We start from the raw sequence: 20063 nt of genomic DNA on the forward strand, positions 1-20063 counted from the left end.
AAGCTACTCACTATTAGGTAGTTTGATCGAACGATAACTAAAGAATGTCATCTAAATAGCTTTCTAGTTGATCGAAAGTTCCATTAAACCCCTGTTTGATCTGTTCCCTGGCAGCATCAAATGTTTGATTTTCTTCTTCTGATCCGTTAAGAGGAGTCCCCCTAATGATTAAATTCGTTGTACTATCTTGTTCTAAGAATGTTAGGATATTTTGTATTTCTAGTGGCCATGATGCGCTAAACGGTGCACGAACCCTTTCCCCTACCGAATTTGAAAATGAGCTTACAAAAATGAGCTTTTTTGGCGCATCAATTTCCTTGAACTGAAACCTTCCCCACATCTCCATCCCCTCTGGTGACCGTTGCTTATAAAGAAAGATGCCATCAGAGCGAAGATCGTATTGGGTAACATGCAATTCAAAGCCTCTAGGTCCCCACCACTGCTCTAAGTGTTCTCGACTTGTCCACGCTGCATACAGCAGTTCGCGAGGCACATCAAAGGTTCGTTTGATGACTAACTCAGTACGTTCTTTTTGAAAGTCAGACTTGATTCCCATCTTCATCCTCCTTAATGAATGATACTACTAATCTCATCATTCATATGGTTAGCACTATCTTTCAAGAATTCTGCACAAGTGGTGTATTTCCTTTACATACAACCATTATGTTCAAAATACATTTCGCATAGCTTCTAATAAACAGAAAGAAAAAATGAGAAAATTTGTTGAATTTTGTCATAACTTTGTATATGATACTGTTAACCTCATAATCTAGATAGTTAACTGTTAACGTCAAACATTCAGAAAAAAGGGGGAATGTTATGTGAATAGCGATAAAAGCTTACCCGAGGAATGGAAACGCCTGGTTGAGGAAGCTATGGAATCAACCATTACGAAAGATGAATTCAAGGCTTTCTTAATAGAAGTAGGACAACGAAAAGGAATCACTACTGCCTAAACAGAATGAGCCACTTAGCAGAGATACATGCTAAGTGGCTCATTCTAATAGTATTACTACTTCTCACGTCTTGCAAAATCAACGAATCTGAATTTATCTAAACGATGACGAGACTCAGTATACTCGATTAACGTAGTATCATTCAAATACACGTAATTTCTAACAACGACAACATGCTTGTACTCCTTTAAGTCAAGGTACCGAAAGTCATCTTCATCTGCCTCTTCCACGACAATTTCCTTCTTCGCATAGCTAACCGTTAACCCCATATCGTTCTCGAGATAATCATAGATAGAATTCTCACAAATTGATCTGGTTAGCTTAGGAACATATTCACTCGGAAAATAATCGCGATCAAGGATGATTTTCTCACCATCGATTTCACGCGCACGCACAACGTGCCAGACAAGCGCATCGTCAGACAAATCGAGCTGCTCTTTTACCCACTTTGAGGGGAGCTTTTTCTCAAGGTCATGAACAATGGTACGTGAAGAGCGATTCATCTTCTCAGAAATTTCTTTAAAGCTCACAAGACCTGATACAGGAAACTCATATCGGTTAAGATCAAGCACGACAGACCCTCGAGCTTTAATCTTCTGAATCATGCCATTCTGAGATAGCAAATTGAGTGCTTTACGTATCGTCTCCCGAGACGTACCGAACGAATCAGCAAGCTCATGCTCTGACGGTAACTTGCTATTGGGCTTATACGTACCATCTCGAATACTAGATGAGAGCTCATTGTATATTTGCTGATACTTTGTTTGTTTCATAGAATCACCTTGCCTGTGTTAGATGATAAACAATTGACTCATAAGGACGTAACGTAATTCGTTTAAATGATGCTTCACTATCTTCATAATTGGAAAGAAGAACCTTGCTATGATAACCATCTACGTCAACATGAGACGGAAGTTCAAACGTTGCTTCATGCTCATAGAAATTATTAATGACCAGTAGTTTTTCATCTTGTCCATTACGAAGATAAGTGAAAAGCTGAGGATCTTCAGGAAGAAGAAGCTCATAATCACCGTACGTAATGAGATCAACATTTTTTCTAAGTGAGATTAAATTCTGATAATGCTCAAACACTGAATGTTTTTCCTTCAACGTATCTTCAACGTTAATATCTTCATAATTCTTGGCTACAGGAATCCATGGTTCACCTGATGTAAAGCCAGCTTGATCTTCTGAACTCCATTGGACAGGAGTTCTTGAATTATCTCGTGATTTATGACGTAGAATTTCGAGAACTTCTTCTTCAGTATAACCCTTCTCTTCTTTCAAAATCGAGAAGATATTAAGTGACTCAACATCACGATAAGAAGAAATAGCATCAAATTTAGGATTTGTCATCCCAATTTCTTCACCTTGATAAATGTAAGGTGTTCCCTGCATCATATGCATCGTTGTGGCAAGCATTTTGGCCGATTCTCGTCTATAATCCCCATCATTTCCATACCGTGAGACAATTCTTGGCTGGTCATGGTTACACCAGAATAGAGCATTCCAACCCCCACCCTCATACATTTCTTTCTGCCAGGTAGATAGAATATCTTTCAGCTTAAGGAAATCAAAATCCGCAACGGACCATTTCTCTCCATTTGGATAATCCACTTTTAAATGATGAAAATTAAACGTCATGCTAAGCTCATTACGCTCAGGATTAGAGTATTTAATACAGTCTTCAATTGTTGTAGAAGACATCTCACCTACTGTCATACTATTGTACTTCATAAACACATTGCGATTCATTTCGTTCATGTATTCATGCACACGTGGGCCATCAGTATAGAACTTTCGCCCATCGCCAGGTGCAACTGATCCGTCATCATTTGGGAAATCTTGATTCTTTGAGATAAGGTTAATAACATCTAGTCTAAAGCCATCTACTCCTTTATCAAACCAGAATTTCATCATCTCATATACTTCATCGCGTACCTTTTCATTCTCCCAGTTTAAATCAGCTTGCGTTACATCAAATAAATGCAGATAGTATTGTCCAGTTTGATTGTCAAACTGCCAAGCGTTCCCGCCAAACTTAGACTGCCAGTTGGTAGGCTCCTCTCCATTCACACCGTCTTTCCAAATGTAATAGTCACGATAAGGGTTATCTTTCGACTTACGCGATTCCACAAACCACTGATGCTCTGTTGAGGTATGATTCACCACAATATCCATAATAATTTTAATGTCTCGTGAATGAGCTTCTTTCAACAAGCGATCGAAATCATCCATTGTTCCATATTCCTCATATATACTGAAGTAGTCTCTTATATCATATCCGTTATCATTTTGTGGTGAATCATAGATTGGGGTTAACCAAACAACGTCTACTCCAAGATCCTTTAGATAATCAAGCTTTTCAATAATCCCTTGGATATCACCTGTTCCATTTCCCGTTGTATCATTAAAACTCTTTGGGTAGATTTGATAAACGACTGATTTTTTCCACCATGGTTGTTGCTGCATATTCTTCAACTCCCTATTCACTACGTATTAATAAGCTGTTTTTCGTAACGTTAGATACTAATGTTGTGTTGCTTTCCGCTCCAGTATGCTCGCTTTCCGCGGGGCGGTGAGCCTCCTCCCGCTCCAATTAGCGAAGTGTGGTTTCTATACAAAACAAAGACGATACCACCGGAACCAACTAGTGGTTTAATTCCTGATGATACCGCTTTGTTTCATTACTCGCTTACTTTTCTAACTTTCCCATACAGGAATGTTAATACAAATGGAACGACTAGAACAATCGCCATACCTGTAAAGAAAGCACCCCAGTATTCTTTGAAAATAGAAAGGAACCCAGGGATTCCGCCTACACCGATCGAAGCAGCTTCCACTCCGCTTACTGTAATGACTAGACCAGCAATAGCAGAACCTATAATCGCTGCAAAGAATGGAAACTTAAAGCGTAAGTTAACACCGAACAACGCAGGCTCTGTAACACCTAGAAAAGCAGAAACTGCTGACGTACCAGCAAGACCTTTCGTTTTCTCATTGCGTGTAATTAAGATCATCGCAAGTGCAGCGGCACCTTGTGCAATGTTAGAAAGTGCAAGCATTGGCCATAAGAATGTGCTACCTGTACTACCAATTAACTGCAGGTCGACTGCAAGGAACGTATGGTGCATACCTGTAATAACAAGAGGCGCATAAAGTGCTCCGTAAACAAGTCCACCGATCGCAGGTGCAAAGTTAAATAGCCCAATTAACCCATCTGTTAAGAGATTAGCAATCCAGAATGTAACTGGTCCAATGATTGTGAAAGCAAGAAATCCAGTTACAAGAAGGGCAACGGGAGCCACAATCAACATTTGAATTGAATCTGGTATTCGTTTATTGAGGAATGTTTCAATTTTGGCAAGTATATAAGCTGAAACGAGTACAGGTAATACTTGACCCTGGTACCCAATTTTCTCTATTTCAAGTCCGAATAAATTCCATGTAGGAATATCATCAGCTTGTCCATATGCCCACGCATTCAATAAGTCAGGGTGAACAAGGATAAGACCGAGAACAATACCAAGCAATGGACTTCCACCAAACTGTTTGGCAGCTGACCACCCGATTAAACCTGGCAGGAACACGAATGCAGTATTTGCGATCAGGTTAATAATACTCGCAAGATCTGCCCACTGTGGATATACTTCTACGAGTGGGTCACTAAAGAAAATATCTGGCCCTGTGAGAATATTATTAATCCCGAGCAGCAAACCAGCCGTTACGATAGCAGGGAGAATCGGTATAAAGATATCCGCTAACGTTTTTACTCCACGCTGCAAGAAGTTTTGTTTACTAGCAGCAGCATCTTTTACATCCTGCTTGGACGCGCTTTCAATTTCTGTAATCTCTGCAAAAATTTTGTATACTTTATCAACTGTGCCCTGACCAATTACAATCTGAAATTGTCCATTTGCAGAGAACGAACCTTTTACAAGCTCATTGTTTTCAAGAGCTTTTGTATCGACTTTACTTTCGTCATGTAAAACAAGACGAAGACGAGTGACGCAATGTGTTGCGGTAGATATATTTTCTTTCCCGCCAATTGCTTCTACAATACCTTCGACTGATTGCCGATTAATCGCCATGTTTCCTTCCCCCTTAGAAAGAAATGTAATTTCAACCAGATAACTCTCCCGTTATGACAGGGTTATCTGGTTGTAAAAAATGTTTTAGCTTTTAACTTTGGTAGTCATTATTTCAGTTTCATTCGTAGCACCATCTGAGTACTTTTTGTCCACAGTTTCTAATACGTCAGCGTTCGTAATGATAACAGGCGTAATTGTACTAGAAGCTTTTTCTTTAACAAGATCAAGATCAACTGTAATCAACGGATCGCCGACTTTAACTTTGTCGCCTTCTTTCACATGACCTTCAAAGCCTTCGCCACCCATACCTACTGTTTCAAGACCAACATGGATGAGAATTTCAAGGCCTGATTCAGATTCAATACCAACAGCATGCTTCGTATGGAAGAATTGAATGACTTTACCATTTACAGGTGAGACAACTTTCCCATCCGTTGGCTCAATGGCAACGCCATCTCCCATCATTTTCTGAGAAAATGTTGGATCGGGTACTGTTTCAAGCTCAACTACTTTACCGTTTAGAGGAGCGTAAATAACCTCATCTAGAGACTTTTCTTTTTTTCCAAAAAGTTTTTTCAACATGTAAACATTCTCCTTTCAACCGCTTTCATTTATATCTATCTTGTATAGACAAGTTTCACTTACAATTGCAGTTTATCTTGTATAGACAAGTTAGTCAACTGAAAAGCTTACCTTAAGATAATAAATTTCTAGGGGGAAGATAGGCTTTAACTGACAATAAAGCTTTTCCCGTATCCGCTGTCGGTAAACTAAGTAAGGTTTAATATACTTCCAATACGTCTACTAATGAAAAACAAAGGGAGGAGTTACTGATGAATAAACAAAATGTGGAGACGCTCTATTTCTCGGATAACGGTCGCATACCGAATAATGATCTACCTCTAGTTCTCTATCGGAAAAGCCTTGAGGATCAAATCGATTCCTGTGCCAAATTATTTAAACAAAACAATTGGACAAATTCATGGGAAAACGGGGTATTTCATTACCATCATTATCACAGCAATACACATGAAGTCCTTGGTGTTATTAGTGGAACTGCCTCTATTACGTTCGGAGGTGAAAATGGGGAAACCATTGAAGTGGAAAAAGGCGATGTCGTTGTCATTCCTGCTGGTGTTGGTCATAAGAAAGAGCATGGATCAAATAATTTTAAAGTCGTCGGAGCTTATCCTAATGGAATGCCACACGATTTAAAAACAGGAAAAAAGGAAGAAAGACCTGAAGTCCTTGAAAACATCCAACATGTGCCCCTACCTTCCACTGACCCCCTAGAAGGACGAAATGGCTACTTAATTGAACTATGGTCGAATTTAATTTAGATTACAAAAAAAGACGCCAATTGGCGTCTTTTCAAGAGGAGTATTGGGATTTCTTAAACCCTGGAACTGTCTTTTCATAGAAGTCCAAGTTATCTGGATGATGTGCAATACGATTATCAGCATGTAAAGAATCAATTGAAACCATGTCTTCCTTGGTTAGTTCAAAATCGAACAAATCGGCGTTCTCTTTAATGCGCTCTTTATTAGCAGATTTCACATTAAGAACAATATCATGTTGAAGACACCAACGAAGTACTACCTGGGCTGGCGTCTTACCATATTGCTTACCAATAGCTTGAATAACCGGTTCATTTAGCACTTGCCCGCGTTTCAAAGGAGACCATGCTTCTACCTGGATACCCTTTGATAAGCAATAATCACGAACTTCTCCTTGAAGCAACTCGGGATGAAACTCAATCTGGTTAATCACTGGTTTAACACTGGAAATTTTAGAAATCGCTTCAAGATGGTGAGGTTCAAAGTTACTAACCCCAACCGCGCATACTTTCCCTTCGTGATAGAGCTTTTCTAGCGCCTGCCACGTTTCAGTATACAAACCAGGCACTGGCCAATGAATTAAATACAAATCAAGATAGTCCGTTTCGAGACGCTCAAGTGAACGTTCAAACGCTCTAAGAGTCGCATTGTAGCCTTGTTCATCGTTCCATACTTTCGAAGTAATAAAGAGATCCTCTCTTTGAATACCTGATTCCTTAATAGCACGTCCAACAGATTCTTCATTTCCATAATAAGAGGCTGTATCAATTCCACGATAACCGGTTTCAAGCGCAATTTTTACAGCATTCGTCGTTTCCTCACCATCTCCTAGCTTGAAAACACCAAAACCAAGATATGGCATTTTCACACCATTCGAAAGAGTCACACGTTTACCAATGCCCATAATCTAGCCTCCTTTAGGTATACAATCGAATCCTCTTAAGCAAACACGACTAATGAACCAACTTCTTGTATTCGAGAACGAATACACTTGGATCCTTCTTTATCATATAAGAAACAACGCCACGATTCGTATGAAGATACAAAAACCCATAAAGTTCAGAAGTAAAACGATATGACACATCAAAAACATCCTGAAGTGCAAAATCCTCCTGCCCCGCTCGAATACGATCCTCATATAACTCTATCGCATGCTCCTCCTCAATCGTCCTTTGCCCAGTTCGCCCCATCTTACGTTCAACAACAACAAACGGCTGAGTAAAAATAATATCCAAAAAATCACAAATCCTTTCTTCTAAAGCGGAAGTGGGCGTTTAGGTCCGACAAGCGCTGGAAGGATTTCATTTGAACACGGGTTTTTGTGTTCGGATGAAATCCTGAAGCGACTCGAGGACCTGCCCACTGCAGCTAGATGTCTAAAGCGGAAGTGGCCGGTTAGACCCGTCAGGCACTGGAACACTATAAATTGAACACGTTCTTTGTGTTCGAGTTATAGGGTGAAGTGACAGAGGGTCTGGCCACTGCAGCTGGATGTCTAAAGCAGAAGCATCCCCTTACCCCAAACCTACTTCACCACCGCACCCTCATATAACGCCTTTCTTAATTCCTCACCAAGCTCCTCCACTGCTGAATAAGCTTCCGGGACAATACCTGTCATACTGATAAATCCGTGTACCATTCTATCATATCGCTTAACAGTGACTGTACCCCCTGCTTGACTGATTTGTTCAGCATAGGCTTCCCCCTCATCACGTAGAGGGTCATATTGAGCTGTAACAATATGAGTAGGAGGAAGATCACCTAGATGCATTGAATGAAGAGGAGACAAGTGAGGATGAAATGGATCAATCGTCTTATCTACATATTGTTCGTGGAACCATTTCATTTCTGCTGCGGTTAAAAAGTAACCATCACTATTTTCTTTATAAGAGGGATAGGTTTTCGTACTATCCACTACTGGATAAATTAACAGTTGATATGCGATCAATGGACCTCCATTCTCCAAAGCCTTAATCGCTGTAACGGCTGCAAGGTTACCACCTGCACTGTCACCACCAACTGCTATACGTGTTTTATTAATTCCTAATTCTTCTGCATGTTCATATGCCCAAAGGATAGCTTGGTAAGCATCTTCGGTAGCTTTCGGAAATTTGTGCTCAGGTGCAAGACGATAATTAACAGAAATGACCACGCATTTTGAGCGATTCGATAACAATCTGCAAAACACATCATGTGTTTCGATGTTGCCGTAGACAAAGCCCCCGCCATGATAGAAAACGAAGGCAGGTAAGGTCTCGTCTTTAGTAATAGAAGTCGGATAATAGCATCTGACGTTTAATTCATTCTTCTCGAGGTGAATAATCCGATCGACGACCTTAGCTACAGGTTCTCCTCGGCCCGCCATTATAGACGCACCCTCATTAAATTTCTTTCGCGCTTCATCGAGAGCTAGGTTATAGAGAGGTGGCTTATTTTGTTGTGATTGCAAAAGCCATTGAATCGATTCGTATACTGGCATTTATGAACCTCCTTCTACTCTAATACTCTTCTTTCTTTCTACACCTGGTATCCAAGTTCCTTGTTGGACCTTAGATAGAAAAAAAGCAGACCGCTTAGGGTCTGCTACTTTTTTCTTACTTTCCTTCGATTACTTCAATGATTTTGTTAGCAGCACTTTCACTTGATTGAGGGTTCTGTCCTGTAATCAAGTTACCGTCACGAACGGAAAATACTGACCAGTTATCAGCTAATTCGAAGTTTGCACCTTTTTCACGAAGCTTCGTTTCAAGTAGGAATGGCATTTGTTCTACTAGACCCATTTCGCGTTCTTCAGAGTCTGTAAATGCACTTACTTTCTTACCTTTTACTAGTGGCGTACCATCTTTATACGTTACGTTAACAAGTCCAGCTGGACCGTGACAAACAGATCCGATAATTTTATCAGCTTCTGCTTGCTCTTGAAGGATGTGTTGTAAAACTTCGCTATCAGGGAAGTCAAACATTGTGCCGTGACCACCTGGTAGGAAGACAACATCAAAGTTGTTTGCATCTTCTTTTGTTACCTTCGTTGTATTCTTAAGTTGGTTCTGAGCATCTTCCCATTCTTTCGGGTCTTCTTCTGGAATACTATTTGGATCAAGTTCCACTTCTCCACCTTGGATTGAAGTGACTTTAATATCGTAACCTTTTTCCTTGAAGATGTTATAAGGAACAGCGAACTCTTCTAGCCAGAGGCCTGTCTTATGCTCTGAATCGATTTCTGTATGATTTGTTACAACCATTAATACTTTAGTCAATTGAATTCCTCTCCTTTATCTTCATTATACTGTAGTTCATCATGACCACTTTAGTACAATACCCGATGTACAAAAAAGTATGCATTAAATTCTACATCGAGGAAAAAATATTTCAGTATAGCAACTTGGGAATGATGAAAAAGAGATAGAAAATGTTTATAAACACTGCACTCATAACAAGAACCGTTTTCTGAGTCTTCAATTGCACGATGTACATTAATAACCACAATAGTAATAATCCGATCGGAACGAGAGCATACAAGTAGTTATCATTTAACAGAAGTACACCTACAAGCTCTAGAATTGAGTATGGCACAATAATAACGCCCAAGATAACGTTGATGATGTGAATCCATTTCCGTTCTAATTGTTTCATTTATTGAATCTCCTTCCTGACAATGCACCTTCTATTCTCTAATTCACTTGAACTGGAGTCAATCTTCTTTTTGTAGGTTGTTTGATAAATAAGGAGATAAGTCTCTCATTCACACCCATAATTTGGTCATATCATGAATACATGGTTGTGATTTCAAGCTTTGACGACGGATAGTATGATTTCCCCCCGAAAGCTTTCACGTGTGTAAAGCATTAAAACGGGGAGGAATTAACATGATCCGAAACATAAGATCGATGACAATGTTTCTGTTAGCAAGCATCATCGTTGTTGCTACACCAACATTTGCATCAGCAGAATTTGGAAATCGAACACTACAGGAAGGTGATCAGGGCTCAGATGTTTCTGAATTACAGGACTACCTAATGACAAAAGGTGTTTTTCCATATCATACAGCTACTGGCTATTATGGAGATATTACAGAGAAAGCCGTTAAAAACTTCCAGCGCTCAAGAAATCTTAAAGAGGACGGGATTGCTGGATCTGAAACAAACCAAAAGATTAAAGTGTTACGTCAAGGTGATATTGGTAAGCAAGTTATACATATCCAGAGTCAGTTAGAACAAACAAATTATAACGTATCGATGGACGGTATTTATGGATCTGGAACAGTGCGGGCAGTCGAGAAATTTCAGCGCGACAACAACCTGGAAGTTGACGGCATTGCGGGTCCGGGTACACGTAGAGCATTAGACCGCAAAGCTTCACATAAGTCAGCAGCTGGGAAAGAATTAACTGTTGAAAGCACCGCATATACTGCAGATTGTGATGGGTGCTCAGGTGTCACAAAGATGGGAATTGATTTAAAGACCTATCCAGATGCAAAAGTCATTGCCGTGGATCCTGACGTTATTCCACTTGGCTCGCTTGTTGAAGTAGAAGGATACGGTGTTGCCATTGCTGCAGACATCGGTGGTGCTATTGATGGAGATCGAATTGATGTATTTGTTTCCGACCATGATGATGCAATGAATTGGGGAAGAAAAGACGTATCAATTAAAGTCATTGAGTAGTAATACTACTTTAAATAGTGAATTAGAAAGGACAGGTCCTCTTTATTGAGGAGCCTGTCCTTCTTTGATCACTCTAGCTTCTCGTGGAATGCTTCCCGTGCTGTTGCAATTTAATTAATCGATACGTGTGAGTGAAAATGACTTTTAGAACTGCATATGTTGGAATGGCAAGGATTAATCCAAGAAAGCCTGCCAGACTACTAGCCACTAGTAACAATAAAATGATAGTAAGAGGATGGATATCTAGTTTCTTTCCCATTACGAGTGGTGAAACAAGATTACTTTCAATCTGTTGAATAACAATGACGCCGAGTACAACCCAAAGGGCAGTAAGTGGTGATTGAATAAGTCCAACGATTACGCCCGGTGCTGTTCCAATAATAGGACCAATAAACGGCACAACATTAAGAAACAACGCGATCAATGCAAGAATCAAAGCATAATCCAAATCGATAATCACGTACCAGATGTAGACGAATGTTCCAATAAACAAACTAACAATGAGCTGCCCCTGAATAAATCCACTAAGTGCATCATCCATATCTTCTAGTATCTTCGCGCCTTCTTCTCTGTGTTCTTTTGGCACAACCCTTAATAAGGATGGCATCAATTTCTTTCCATCTTTCAACATGAAAAACAGGATAAATGGAAGTAGAACAATTCCGATGAGTACGTTTGTTACAACATTGAGAATTGAGAAGATGTAATTTCCGAATGACGAGCTAATTTCACCGATTGAACCAGAAATACGATCCGTTAAATCATTAATATCTACCATATTACTTTGAAGAAGCCTAGCTATGTAGGGGTTACTTTCCCACTCATTGATTGCTTTCTGAAGATCTGAGATGAGGGTTGGTGCTCCTTTGACAAGGCTATTAAACTGTTCAATAAGAACAGGACCAATACTAATCACAAGACCTGTCATCCCCCCTGCAAGCGCCAAGTAAACGAATAGGATTCCAACCGGACGAGGAATCTTCCATTTTTCTAGTAGCGCGATAACTGGTCGTAGAATATAGTAGAAAACACCCGCCGCAATGATAGGGAACGCAAGTGTGGTTACTAAAATCACAAGCGGTCGAAAAATGAAGTCGATTCTACTACCTACCCATATGACTGTGAAAATGAGAAGCAGCCAGACGAAAAAGCGAAATAATCGAGATTGCTGCATGAAATCACATCCTTTTTTTGATACGTATATAACCATGCCGATAGAGACGAATGATTGTCTCTAACACCCATTTCGGATATTTTTTTGGGAAATAACTGCGTTGATAATAGGCGTAGTAGACTAATTTCAAATCATCCCAGTGTGTACAGTTGGTAGATTGCCGAAAACGAACCACATCAATGACTCTCACTTCTCCGTTCCAAAGAAGCATAACATTTTGTAGATGGGTATCAGATGGATTTAAGTCTTTCTGACGAGCGTAATCAAGCGCTTGATCTACTTCCTTAATTATCTCTTCCCTAATTACATATCCTTGTCTTAAGCATTCATAGAGTGTTATACCTTCTAAATATTCAAGAACGAGGTACCCCGCTCCTTCTTCATAAAGGATAGGGTAATAGTTCGTATTATCAAGTTCATGGTAGATCGACGCTTCCTGCGCTGCAAGGTGAACATACTTTGGATAGAATACCTTCAGCACCTTGTTTTCAACAGGTAGCTTAAATACGACTGCACTTCTTCCTCTCCCAACAATAACAAGCTCATCTGGTTTCGAAACAACTGTTTCCCCTTTAATGATAATACGCTTAACTATCTCAGCTATATCATTCACATCCGAGCACCCTCTTCATAAACAATCATACATGTGCACTACTTACTTTATATAAGTATACTTCACTCAACCAAGGATAGGAATGTCCATATATACAGCACGTGCTTGTCCCTAAGAATAAAACTGGCCGAATAGCAAACTTGTTAATCGGCCATTAGAAAAGTTTCATATTAATCCTGTACGAAGAAAGAGCATAAGATGTTTCATTTCATTAGAATACTTCGCCACTCATTGTGCCCATAAACGATTTGTAAAAAGATAAATAATCTAGCGATATCGCTACAGAATGGATTGGTCTTCCATCGAAATCATGAGGCTCAAACGTTTTTCTGAAGTCTCCGATGCTCAGCCCACGTGCTTCACCTGTAATTTCTACAGCTACAGCTGTACGATAGAATTCACACATCTTGCCCTCTCCTACTCCCATCATTGTTAGGGCATCATGAACAGGAGCGCCTTCAATGCCAGGCACCTTTTTCTTGTAGAATTCCTCATAATAGTAATCAAGTAGCGGCTTCAATAACTGAGTTCTGTCTTTTCTATTTACATAGTTCACCATTCCTGGCGTAACGATCGCATTTTGCGTTACATTCAACGGATAGAGAAAAACATTCTCTGCATATTTCATTACAATGTTAGCTGCAACAGGATCAGCATAGAAATTGGCTTCAGCACTAGGCGTTACATTACCTGGTACGTTAAACGCTCCCCCCATGATGTAGTACGAGTTAATTGACTTCATCGTATCGGGATAGAGTAGAAACAGTGTAGCAAGAGAAGTCATTCTACCAACATTGACAATCACAAGATCTGAGTATTTTTCAATTATTCCTATAACTTCGAAGAAATTCTCTAGCGCAAGGGCATCGGTAGGAGGTGGCGAAATTGGTCCTAATCCCTCTGGTCCATGAACATCTGGATAGAAAACGGGAACCTCTCCTGTCATAGGCTTCTCAGCTCCACCCATGACCGGGATATCTGTTCTTCCTACTTTCTCAAGTAAGTAACGGACATTTCGAGTCGTCTGTTCCTTTGATACATTTCCGTAAGAAGCTACAATACCTATAACTTCAATGTTCTTCGACAAATAAGCATATATAAGAGCAACCGTGTCATCAATCCCGACATCCCCAAAGAAGAGTACCTTTCTTACCAACTTCTACACCTCAATTCTCATCATGTTTATACTGATAAACATATTCATTCCTTCTAAATTTAGAAGAATGAACATTCTTCATCACCTTAAAATAGAGAAAAATATGTAAAAAAAGAAGAGTACATATTCTCTACTCTTCTGGAACAAATATATTTAGTTCGTTATGCAAGACCTGCGCCTCAAAAGGAAGATGAACCCCCTCATCACCATCTATATTCACAACTAGTTCTTGTTGTGATTCGACTTTAAGGCTAGATGCTGCAAAATATTCTATTTGTCCATTGTTCTGCAATTTACCACTTAATAGATCAGGTATAATTTTAAATACTTGCGGAAGGGAGAACTCTCTTAAAATAAACACATGGAAATAACCATCATTTACTTCAGCATGCTGAGCGAATGATTCAATTCCTCCAACAGAATTTGTTAACGCCACAAGCATGATATAAGCTTTTCCTTCCCATACCTTTCCATCATACGTTATGTTTAAATCAAAGGGTGTTTTGTCTTTTAGAGCTTTCGCACCTTCAATTAAATAAGCAAGTGGTCCGAACCTTGATTTTTGTTCTGGACTAACGTCATACACAGCTTCCGCTATAGCTCCAACGGCAAGAACATTCATGAAATAGCGATCGTTAATTTGACCAATGTCGACCGGCTTTGTATGCTGCTGACTGAGAACTTGGAGCGCTTTTTTGGGCTGCATAGGAATGCCTAGAGCCCTTGCAAAGTCGTTAACCGTACCAAGTGGAATAAATCCAAAATTTGGCCGTTCTGTTTCCATTGCAAGGCCGTTAACGGCTTCATTAATCGTGCCATCACCTCCCATTGCTACAAGCGTATTAAAGTGATTTTCACAAGCAGCTCTTGCAAATCGAACAGCGTCCCCTTCTTTTTCAGTGTATTTAACATTCACATCAACATGATTTTGTTCAAGAATGGCTACTGCATCATCCTCAAAATCCTTAGCCTTTTCTTTACCAGAAGATGGATTAATAATCAGCATCGCTCGCTTCAATGACAAGCCCTCCTTTAGACCTTCATCATTATGTATTCCGATTCATTCATTCCCTTCTTTTAATTTCTCGAAACAGTTTTGGCTCTTACTTAGCTGATCCACCCGAGAAATGAAGGACGAATACGAACACATTAAGTGGTAAACAACAGTCGATTTAAACAGAAAGGATTAGAACCTTTGAAAAAACATCTCTATTTCTCTATAAGTTTTATCATTCTATTTTTCTTCTTACAATTTATATCAGGACTCTCTTACACATTGTTCTTTAATAAAAAGTCCTATTCGCATGTTGGTGATTATACAACTGCTGAGAATTCTTTTCTTACTACTATCATTGTGATTTCAATCTCTGCTTGCCTAGCTTACATTATTCAGAGATGGATGATGAAAAGAGCTTCTAAATGATCTATTAGCAGGTCTTGTGTAAATGATTTTGATTAATATAATATTCCAAAGAGTTTCTCTATTGATATAAAATGACAGTTTATGCTATTATTTAGAAAAGTTCATAATTGTGTAACATTTTTCGACACGAGATAGCGACCCTGTCATCGGTCCGAAGAGCTACACTATTTTGAAAGCGATTAACTGTTGGTTTGTATAGTAGCGTAACCTGCTAACGACTAACTGTCGATCTCCTATTAGAGGATTTCTATTCTCTAAACTGGTAGATAGACAGTTTTTTATTTTATTCACATCGTTATCATGGTAAAGAACTAAAGGGGATGAAGTGGATGAGCAAGGTGAAAAACAGATGGCTAATCGCAGCATCTGCAGTAGGAATACATATTTCGATTGGTTCCGTTTATGCATGGAGTAATTTTACCGACCCATTAATTAACGAGTTTGGATGGTCTGCAAAGCAAGTTCAGTTTACATTCAGTCTAGCCATTCTCTTTCTTGGATTATCAGCTGCTTTTATGGGACATTTCGTAGAGAAATATGGACCTAAGAAATCAGGGCTTCTGGCTGCAAGCTTTTTCGGAGTTGGAATCCTAGGTTCAGGACTTGCAGTAACTATGGGATCATTACCACTACTCTATCTATTCTACGGAGCCTTCGGTGGGATAGGACTTGGAGTCGGTTACATCGCTCCTGTATCAACACTTGTTAAGTGGTTTCCCGACCGTCGCGGCTTAGCAACTGGACTCGCGATCATGGGCTTTGGATTTGCTGCAGCAATCGCAAGTCCTGTGATGGACAGTTTAATTAAATCAGTCGGAACTGCCAATACGTTTTATATTCTAGGAGCAAGTTATTTCATCATTATGATTGCCTCTTCCCTCTATTTAGAGAAGCCACCTGAAGGCTGGATGCCTGAAGGCTTTGATGAAAAGCAGAAGAAATCAAAAATGAAGGGTGATCTTTCTCAACTAACAGCAAATGAAGCGATTAAAACAACACGATTCTACTTCTTATGGCTCATGCTCTTTATTAATGTGACATGTGGCATTGCGATTTTGTCAGCTGCTAAACCTCTTGCACAAGAAAGCATAGGAATATCTACTGCAGAAGCCGCTGCATTAGTTGGCGTACTAGGTATCTTTAATGGACTTGGAAGAATTGGTTGGGCTTCAGTCTCAGACTATATTGGTCGACCAAATACGTATACGACATTTTTTGTTCTACAAATTGGCCTGTTTGCTCTTCTACCACATACGTCGACGGCCATTCTTTTCCAGATCATGCTAGCGATCGTCTATACGTGCTATGGAGGTGGCTTCGCATCTATTCCAGCCTTCATCGGGGATCTATTCGGGACAAAACAACTCGGTGCTATTCACGGTTATATTCTAACGGCATGGGCTGCTGCAGGATTAGTTGGCCCTATGTTTGCTGCATGGATGAAGGATACAACAGGAAGCTACGCTGCTAGTTTGACATTCTTTGCTGGGATGTTCGTCGTTGCGCTTATTATCTCAATTATCATCAGGAAAGATATACGCAGGTTGCGGAATGAAAATGCTCTTCAACCTGCTACGAATGTGAATACGTAAGATCTTTTTAAAGTGACGATCCTGTGGTAAAGTATGGATAAGATCATCAGGATAGGCTTTTTTCTGAAAGATTGTTGTTTTTGAAACAACTATATAATAAAAAAACCAACAAAAATTTTCGCGAAAAAGCCTTACGATAAGGAAGTAGGACGCAATGAATAAGTATGAAGCAGAATTCAGCAATCTTGTTCGTTCTTTTCGAAAAAAGCACATGGGCAAAGGGCCAAGTAAGATTACAACAACCTTTTGTAAGAATTGGGCCATCTGTGAAATGGAAGGCAACCTTTCACCTGTTGAGAAGTTCATTGCCAGTGCTAATGAGGGCAAACAAATGCTAAGAGCTGCAAGAACTGAAATGGTAAAAGACATGTATCGAAACAATCCTCCCGTACAAATGGAAGAGTTTCTTGGGAGTAAATTCGTAGACCTCTTCGTAGACATCGATATTGACCGCGATTTCGGCATGTCAATCTTTGTCTTTGATGACGATATACAAGAGAAATATTCCAAATAGGTTAGGCACTTGGCAGCGATCCTGCTAAAGACTCAACCACCGTGCTGTTCATTCATTCTCCGTAATGATGTGGGCAGGCGGTGGTTTTTTATTTATTTACCACCACTAACATAGGAGTGAGCGATATGGGTGACACAAAACACCAGGGACCAATTAAAGCAACGAAGAAGCCTCAACCGAGACATTGGGTAAGTCCAATTCCTTTTGGATTAGGCAAAGTGAAGCCACAGCATTTCCGAGATACGATGAAAATTGCGTGGGAGAACAAAGATAATATCGGCTACGCGACGAAAATTCTTACACAGGGTGTTTGTGATGGCTGTGCTCTCGGTGTTTCTGGACTATATGATCAAACACTGAAAGGACCTCACGTGTGCACAACGCGATTAAATGTTCTTCGATTAAACACCATGCCTGCTATTGATGAAGACATCCTTCATTCTGACATTGATGAGTTACGTCAATACAGTAGCACTGAATTACGTAAATTAGGGCGAATTCCCTACCCTTTAATTCGAAGAAAAGGAGAGAGAAACTTCTCTCGTCTTAATTGGGATGATGCGATGGATCTGATTGCAGATAAAATGAAACAATTAGATCCGAAACAATACGCCTTCTACCTTACATCCCGAGGCATCACCAATGAATCTTATTATGTAGCAGGTAAAGTAGCGCGTTTTCTCGGAACAAATAATGTAGACAATGCTTCACGTATCTGTCACTCTCCTAGTAAAACGGCGCTTAAACGTTCAATTGGTGTCGGTGCTTCAACAGTGAACTATCAGGATTGGTTTGGGACAGATGTTCTCATGTTTTGGGGTAGCGTAGCGTCAAATAGCTCACCCGTTTCAACGAAATACATGCTTGAAGCAAAAAAAAGAGGTACCAAAATCATTATGGTTAACCCGTATAAAGAGCCTGCTATGGATAAGTACTGGATTCCATCTAATGCTGAATCTGCCCTCTTCGGAACAAAAGTAGCAGACGACTTCTATCAAGTTAACGTAGGTGGCGATATTGCTTTTATGCACGGGATTATGAAGCACTGGTTTGAAATGGAAGAGAACGAACACGGCTCTGCCATAAACCACGATTTCGTTGCAGAGCACGTAAATGGCTATGAAGAACTCAAAGCAAATGTTCAAGAACAACATTGGGATGCTATTATTTCGTCATCAGGAATTTCAAAAGAACGGATCATTGAACTATCTGAACTGCTCGCGAGAAGTAAAAGTGCGGTGTTCGCTTGGGCATTAGGATTAACAATGCACTCCTTTGCTACAGATAACATCTCTCAAGTAGCAAACCTTGCTCTTCTACGAGGGTTTCTTGGAAGTAAAAACAATGGACTCATGCCGTTCCGCGGTCACTCATCCGTCCAAGGGTCAGGTGAAATGGGCGCAGATCCATTCGTTCTTCCTGGAAGTGGTTTCGACCCTGACAATATTTCTCGAATGGAACAGATTTGGGGATTTGAGCTTCCTAAATGGCAGGGAGACATTGTTGGCGTCACGCTTGAAAACATCGTTCTTCCAGAAGATCACGAACGTAAGATCAAACTCTACTATTTATCGGGTGGAAACTTCCTTGAAACAATGCCTGATCCAGACTTTATTGAAAAAGCATTATCAGAACTCGAAATCCGTGTCCATCAAGATATTATTCTGAACACATCTACCCTAGTTGATGCGAAGGAAGCTGTCATTGTCCTCCCAGCTAGGACGCGATATGAGCAGGAAGGCGGCGGTACCTCTACCTCAACAGAACGGATGGTATACTTCTCTCCTGAAATTGAAGGCAACAATAACCAAGTGGCAGAAGCGCGCTCTGAGTGGAAGATCTACATCGACCTTGCGAAACGTGTGAAACCAGATACAGCGCACTTTGTTGACTTCAAATCGGGTCAGGACATTCGAAATGAAATTGCGATTGCTAACAAAGACTACGATGGCGTTCAGCGATTAACGAAAAAAGGCGATGTGTTCCAGTGGGGCGGCGCCTGGTTGTGCGAAGGCGGCATGTGTCCAACACCTGATGGCAAAGGAAATCTTATTCCAGTCGAGATTCCAGACCTTGGGAAGAAAGAAGGACAATTTATCGTTACGTCACGACGAGGTAAGCAATTCAACTCAATGGTTTATAAAGAGAAAGATCCATTCAATAGTGCTGAACGCTATGATGTATTGATGAATGGGAATGATGCTAGTAAGTTAAGCATTGCCGAAGGAGAAGGCATTGTTGTATATAATGGATTTGGTGTATTTCAGGGCCGAGCGACATTCGTGGACATTGCACCTGGTAATCTAGAGGTTCATTTCCCAGAAGGTAATTTCCTATTACCTCGAGGACGCTATGAGAAATATGCCGGTATTCCCGACTACAATATTACTGTAACCGTTGAAAAAGCTGACCGATTTCATGCACGGAAAGATGTACAATACCAAGAGAAAGTAATGGAAGATCTTGAAGTGGATGCACCCGTCTAGAATGTTTCATGATCCTAATGCCCCGGCTAGATTGAGCCGAGGCATTTTTTTCTTGGG

General features: G+C 40.2%; 20 protein-coding genes. 6 read left to right on the top strand and 14 right to left on the bottom strand.

Going from position 1 to position 20063, the window contains the following annotated elements; translation table 11 throughout:
- Positions 1 to 37: 37 nt before the first annotated feature.
- Positions 38 to 556 carry an SRPBCC family protein gene (locus tag JI666_RS16625; RefSeq protein ID WP_206893893.1) on the bottom strand — a complete coding sequence of 173 codons (519 nt, stop codon included), beginning with the start codon at positions 554 to 556 and terminating at the stop codon, positions 38 to 40.
- Positions 557 to 821: 265 nt separating this feature from the next.
- On the opposite strand from JI666_RS16625, the gene sinI reads away from it, so the two are divergent.
- On the top strand, positions 822 to 956 hold the full coding sequence (gene sinI / locus JI666_RS16630) for a DNA-binding anti-repressor SinI (RefSeq protein WP_206893895.1): 135 nt from the start codon (positions 822 to 824) through the stop codon (positions 954 to 956).
- A 56-nt stretch (positions 957 to 1012) separates the two neighbouring features.
- Here the strand turns inward: sinI and treR are convergent, their stop codons facing one another.
- From treR to JI666_RS16650, 4 genes are all read right to left on the bottom strand, one after another.
- The gene (gene treR / locus JI666_RS16635; protein ID WP_206893898.1) at positions 1013 to 1729 is read right to left on the bottom strand and encodes a trehalose operon repressor; all 717 of its coding nucleotides are present in this window, start codon (positions 1727 to 1729) and stop codon (positions 1013 to 1015) included.
- Between the two features lie 4 nt (positions 1730 to 1733).
- On the bottom strand, positions 1734 to 3428 hold the full coding sequence (treC, locus tag JI666_RS16640; RefSeq protein ID WP_206893899.1) for an alpha,alpha-phosphotrehalase: 1695 nt from the start codon (positions 3426 to 3428) through the stop codon (positions 1734 to 1736).
- Positions 3429 to 3643: 215 nt separating this feature from the next.
- Positions 3644 to 5047, bottom strand: a complete 1404-nt coding sequence (gene treP, locus JI666_RS16645; protein ID WP_206893902.1) for a PTS system trehalose-specific EIIBC component — start codon at positions 5045 to 5047, stop codon at positions 3644 to 3646.
- An 84-nt stretch (positions 5048 to 5131) separates the two neighbouring features.
- A complete protein-coding gene (locus JI666_RS16650) occupies positions 5132 to 5629 on the bottom strand; it encodes a PTS sugar transporter subunit IIA (protein ID WP_206893904.1) in 498 nt (165 codons plus the stop codon).
- A 251-nt stretch (positions 5630 to 5880) separates the two neighbouring features.
- On the opposite strand from JI666_RS16650, the gene JI666_RS16655 reads away from it, so the two are divergent.
- Complete coding sequence (locus tag JI666_RS16655; protein WP_206893906.1) at positions 5881 to 6387, top strand: cupin domain-containing protein; 507 nt, start codon at positions 5881 to 5883, stop codon at positions 6385 to 6387.
- A gap of 31 nt (positions 6388 to 6418) precedes the next feature.
- Here the strand turns inward: JI666_RS16655 and JI666_RS16660 are convergent, their stop codons facing one another.
- The 5 genes from JI666_RS16660 to JI666_RS16680 all read right to left on the bottom strand — a co-directional run bounded on the left by JI666_RS16660 (position 6419) and on the right by JI666_RS16680 (position 10017).
- Complete coding sequence (locus tag JI666_RS16660; protein ID WP_206893916.1) at positions 6419 to 7288, bottom strand: aldo/keto reductase; 870 nt, start codon at positions 7286 to 7288, stop codon at positions 6419 to 6421.
- A gap of 49 nt (positions 7289 to 7337) precedes the next feature.
- Positions 7338 to 7619, bottom strand: coding sequence for a hypothetical protein (locus tag JI666_RS16665; protein ID WP_206893919.1), 282 nt, complete (start codon positions 7617 to 7619; stop codon positions 7338 to 7340).
- A gap of 290 nt (positions 7620 to 7909) precedes the next feature.
- On the bottom strand, positions 7910 to 8863 hold the full coding sequence (lipP1, locus tag JI666_RS16670) for a LipP1 family hormone-sensitive lipase (protein ID WP_206893925.1): 954 nt from the start codon (positions 8861 to 8863) through the stop codon (positions 7910 to 7912).
- A 115-nt stretch (positions 8864 to 8978) separates the two neighbouring features.
- Positions 8979 to 9641 carry a type 1 glutamine amidotransferase domain-containing protein gene (locus tag JI666_RS16675; RefSeq protein WP_286170908.1) on the bottom strand — a complete coding sequence of 221 codons (663 nt, stop codon included), beginning with the start codon at positions 9639 to 9641 and terminating at the stop codon, positions 8979 to 8981.
- A gap of 112 nt (positions 9642 to 9753) precedes the next feature.
- A complete protein-coding gene (locus JI666_RS16680) occupies positions 9754 to 10017 on the bottom strand; it encodes a hypothetical protein (protein WP_206893926.1) in 264 nt (87 codons plus the stop codon).
- Positions 10018 to 10250: 233 nt separating this feature from the next.
- On the opposite strand from JI666_RS16680, the gene JI666_RS16685 reads away from it, so the two are divergent.
- Positions 10251 to 11048 (top strand): peptidoglycan-binding protein, encoded by a 798-nt coding sequence (locus tag JI666_RS16685; RefSeq protein WP_206893927.1) that lies wholly within the window; start codon positions 10251 to 10253, stop codon positions 11046 to 11048.
- A gap of 73 nt (positions 11049 to 11121) precedes the next feature.
- On the opposite strand, the gene JI666_RS16690 is transcribed toward JI666_RS16685, so the two are convergent.
- From JI666_RS16690 to JI666_RS16705, 4 genes are all read right to left on the bottom strand, one after another.
- Positions 11122 to 12222, bottom strand: a complete 1101-nt coding sequence (locus tag JI666_RS16690; protein ID WP_206893929.1) for an AI-2E family transporter — start codon at positions 12220 to 12222, stop codon at positions 11122 to 11124.
- 4 nt (positions 12223 to 12226) lie between these two features.
- On the bottom strand, positions 12227 to 12835 hold the full coding sequence (locus JI666_RS16695; RefSeq protein WP_206893930.1) for a serine/threonine-protein kinase: 609 nt from the start codon (positions 12833 to 12835) through the stop codon (positions 12227 to 12229).
- Positions 12836 to 13046: 211 nt separating this feature from the next.
- Complete coding sequence (locus JI666_RS16700) at positions 13047 to 13991, bottom strand: nucleoside hydrolase (protein ID WP_206893932.1); 945 nt, start codon at positions 13989 to 13991, stop codon at positions 13047 to 13049.
- 130 nt (positions 13992 to 14121) lie between these two features.
- Positions 14122 to 15009: a diacylglycerol/lipid kinase family protein gene (locus tag JI666_RS16705; protein ID WP_206893934.1), complete on the bottom strand. Its 888-nt coding sequence runs from the start codon at positions 15007 to 15009 to the stop codon at positions 14122 to 14124.
- Positions 15010 to 15743: 734 nt separating this feature from the next.
- On the opposite strand from JI666_RS16705, the gene JI666_RS16710 reads away from it, so the two are divergent.
- From JI666_RS16710 to JI666_RS16720, 3 genes are all read left to right on the top strand, one after another.
- Entirely contained in the window at positions 15744 to 17006 is a 1263-nt protein-coding gene (locus JI666_RS16710; protein ID WP_206893936.1) for an L-lactate MFS transporter, read from the top strand.
- A gap of 154 nt (positions 17007 to 17160) precedes the next feature.
- Positions 17161 to 17520: a Na-translocating system protein MpsC family protein gene (locus tag JI666_RS16715; RefSeq protein ID WP_206893938.1), complete on the top strand. Its 360-nt coding sequence runs from the start codon at positions 17161 to 17163 to the stop codon at positions 17518 to 17520.
- Between the two features lie 125 nt (positions 17521 to 17645).
- Positions 17646 to 20006, top strand: coding sequence for an FdhF/YdeP family oxidoreductase (locus JI666_RS16720; protein ID WP_206893941.1), 2361 nt, complete (start codon positions 17646 to 17648; stop codon positions 20004 to 20006).
- Positions 20007 to 20063: the final 57 nt, after the last annotated feature.

This window comes from Bacillus sp. NTK071, from assembly GCF_017303315.1.
In the GTDB taxonomy this organism is placed as follows: Bacteria; Bacillota; Bacilli; order Bacillales; family Guptibacillaceae; genus Guptibacillus.

Bases quoted from the DNA above. Each gene is read 5' to 3' on its own strand.
- JI666_RS16655 (WP_206893906.1), top strand. From the start codon at position 5,881: ATGAATAAACAAAATGTGGAGACGCTCTATTTCTCGGATAACGGTCGC.
- JI666_RS16625 (WP_206893893.1), bottom strand. From the start codon at position 556: ATGGGAATCAAGTCTGACTTTCAAAAAGAACGTACTGAGTTAGTCATC.
- JI666_RS16710 (WP_206893936.1), top strand. From the start codon at position 15,744: ATGAGCAAGGTGAAAAACAGATGGCTAATCGCAGCATCTGCAGTAGGA.
- lipP1 (WP_206893925.1), bottom strand. From the start codon at position 8,863: ATGCCAGTATACGAATCGATTCAATGGCTTTTGCAATCACAACAAAAT.
- JI666_RS16715 (WP_206893938.1), top strand. From the start codon at position 17,161: ATGAATAAGTATGAAGCAGAATTCAGCAATCTTGTTCGTTCTTTTCGA.
- treC (WP_206893899.1), bottom strand. From the start codon at position 3,428: ATGCAGCAACAACCATGGTGGAAAAAATCAGTCGTTTATCAAATCTAC.
- treR (WP_206893898.1), bottom strand. From the start codon at position 1,729: ATGAAACAAACAAAGTATCAGCAAATATACAATGAGCTCTCATCTAGT.
- treP (WP_206893902.1), bottom strand. From the start codon at position 5,047: ATGGCGATTAATCGGCAATCAGTCGAAGGTATTGTAGAAGCAATTGGC.
- JI666_RS16720 (WP_206893941.1), top strand. From the start codon at position 17,646: ATGGGTGACACAAAACACCAGGGACCAATTAAAGCAACGAAGAAGCCT.
- JI666_RS16680 (WP_206893926.1), bottom strand. From the start codon at position 10,017: ATGAAACAATTAGAACGGAAATGGATTCACATCATCAACGTTATCTTG.
- JI666_RS16660 (WP_206893916.1), bottom strand. From the start codon at position 7,288: ATGGGCATTGGTAAACGTGTGACTCTTTCGAATGGTGTGAAAATGCCA.
- JI666_RS16650 (WP_206893904.1), bottom strand. From the start codon at position 5,629: ATGTTGAAAAAACTTTTTGGAAAAAAAGAAAAGTCTCTAGATGAGGTT.
- JI666_RS16690 (WP_206893929.1), bottom strand. From the start codon at position 12,222: ATGCAGCAATCTCGATTATTTCGCTTTTTCGTCTGGCTGCTTCTCATT.
- JI666_RS16685 (WP_206893927.1), top strand. From the start codon at position 10,251: ATGATCCGAAACATAAGATCGATGACAATGTTTCTGTTAGCAAGCATC.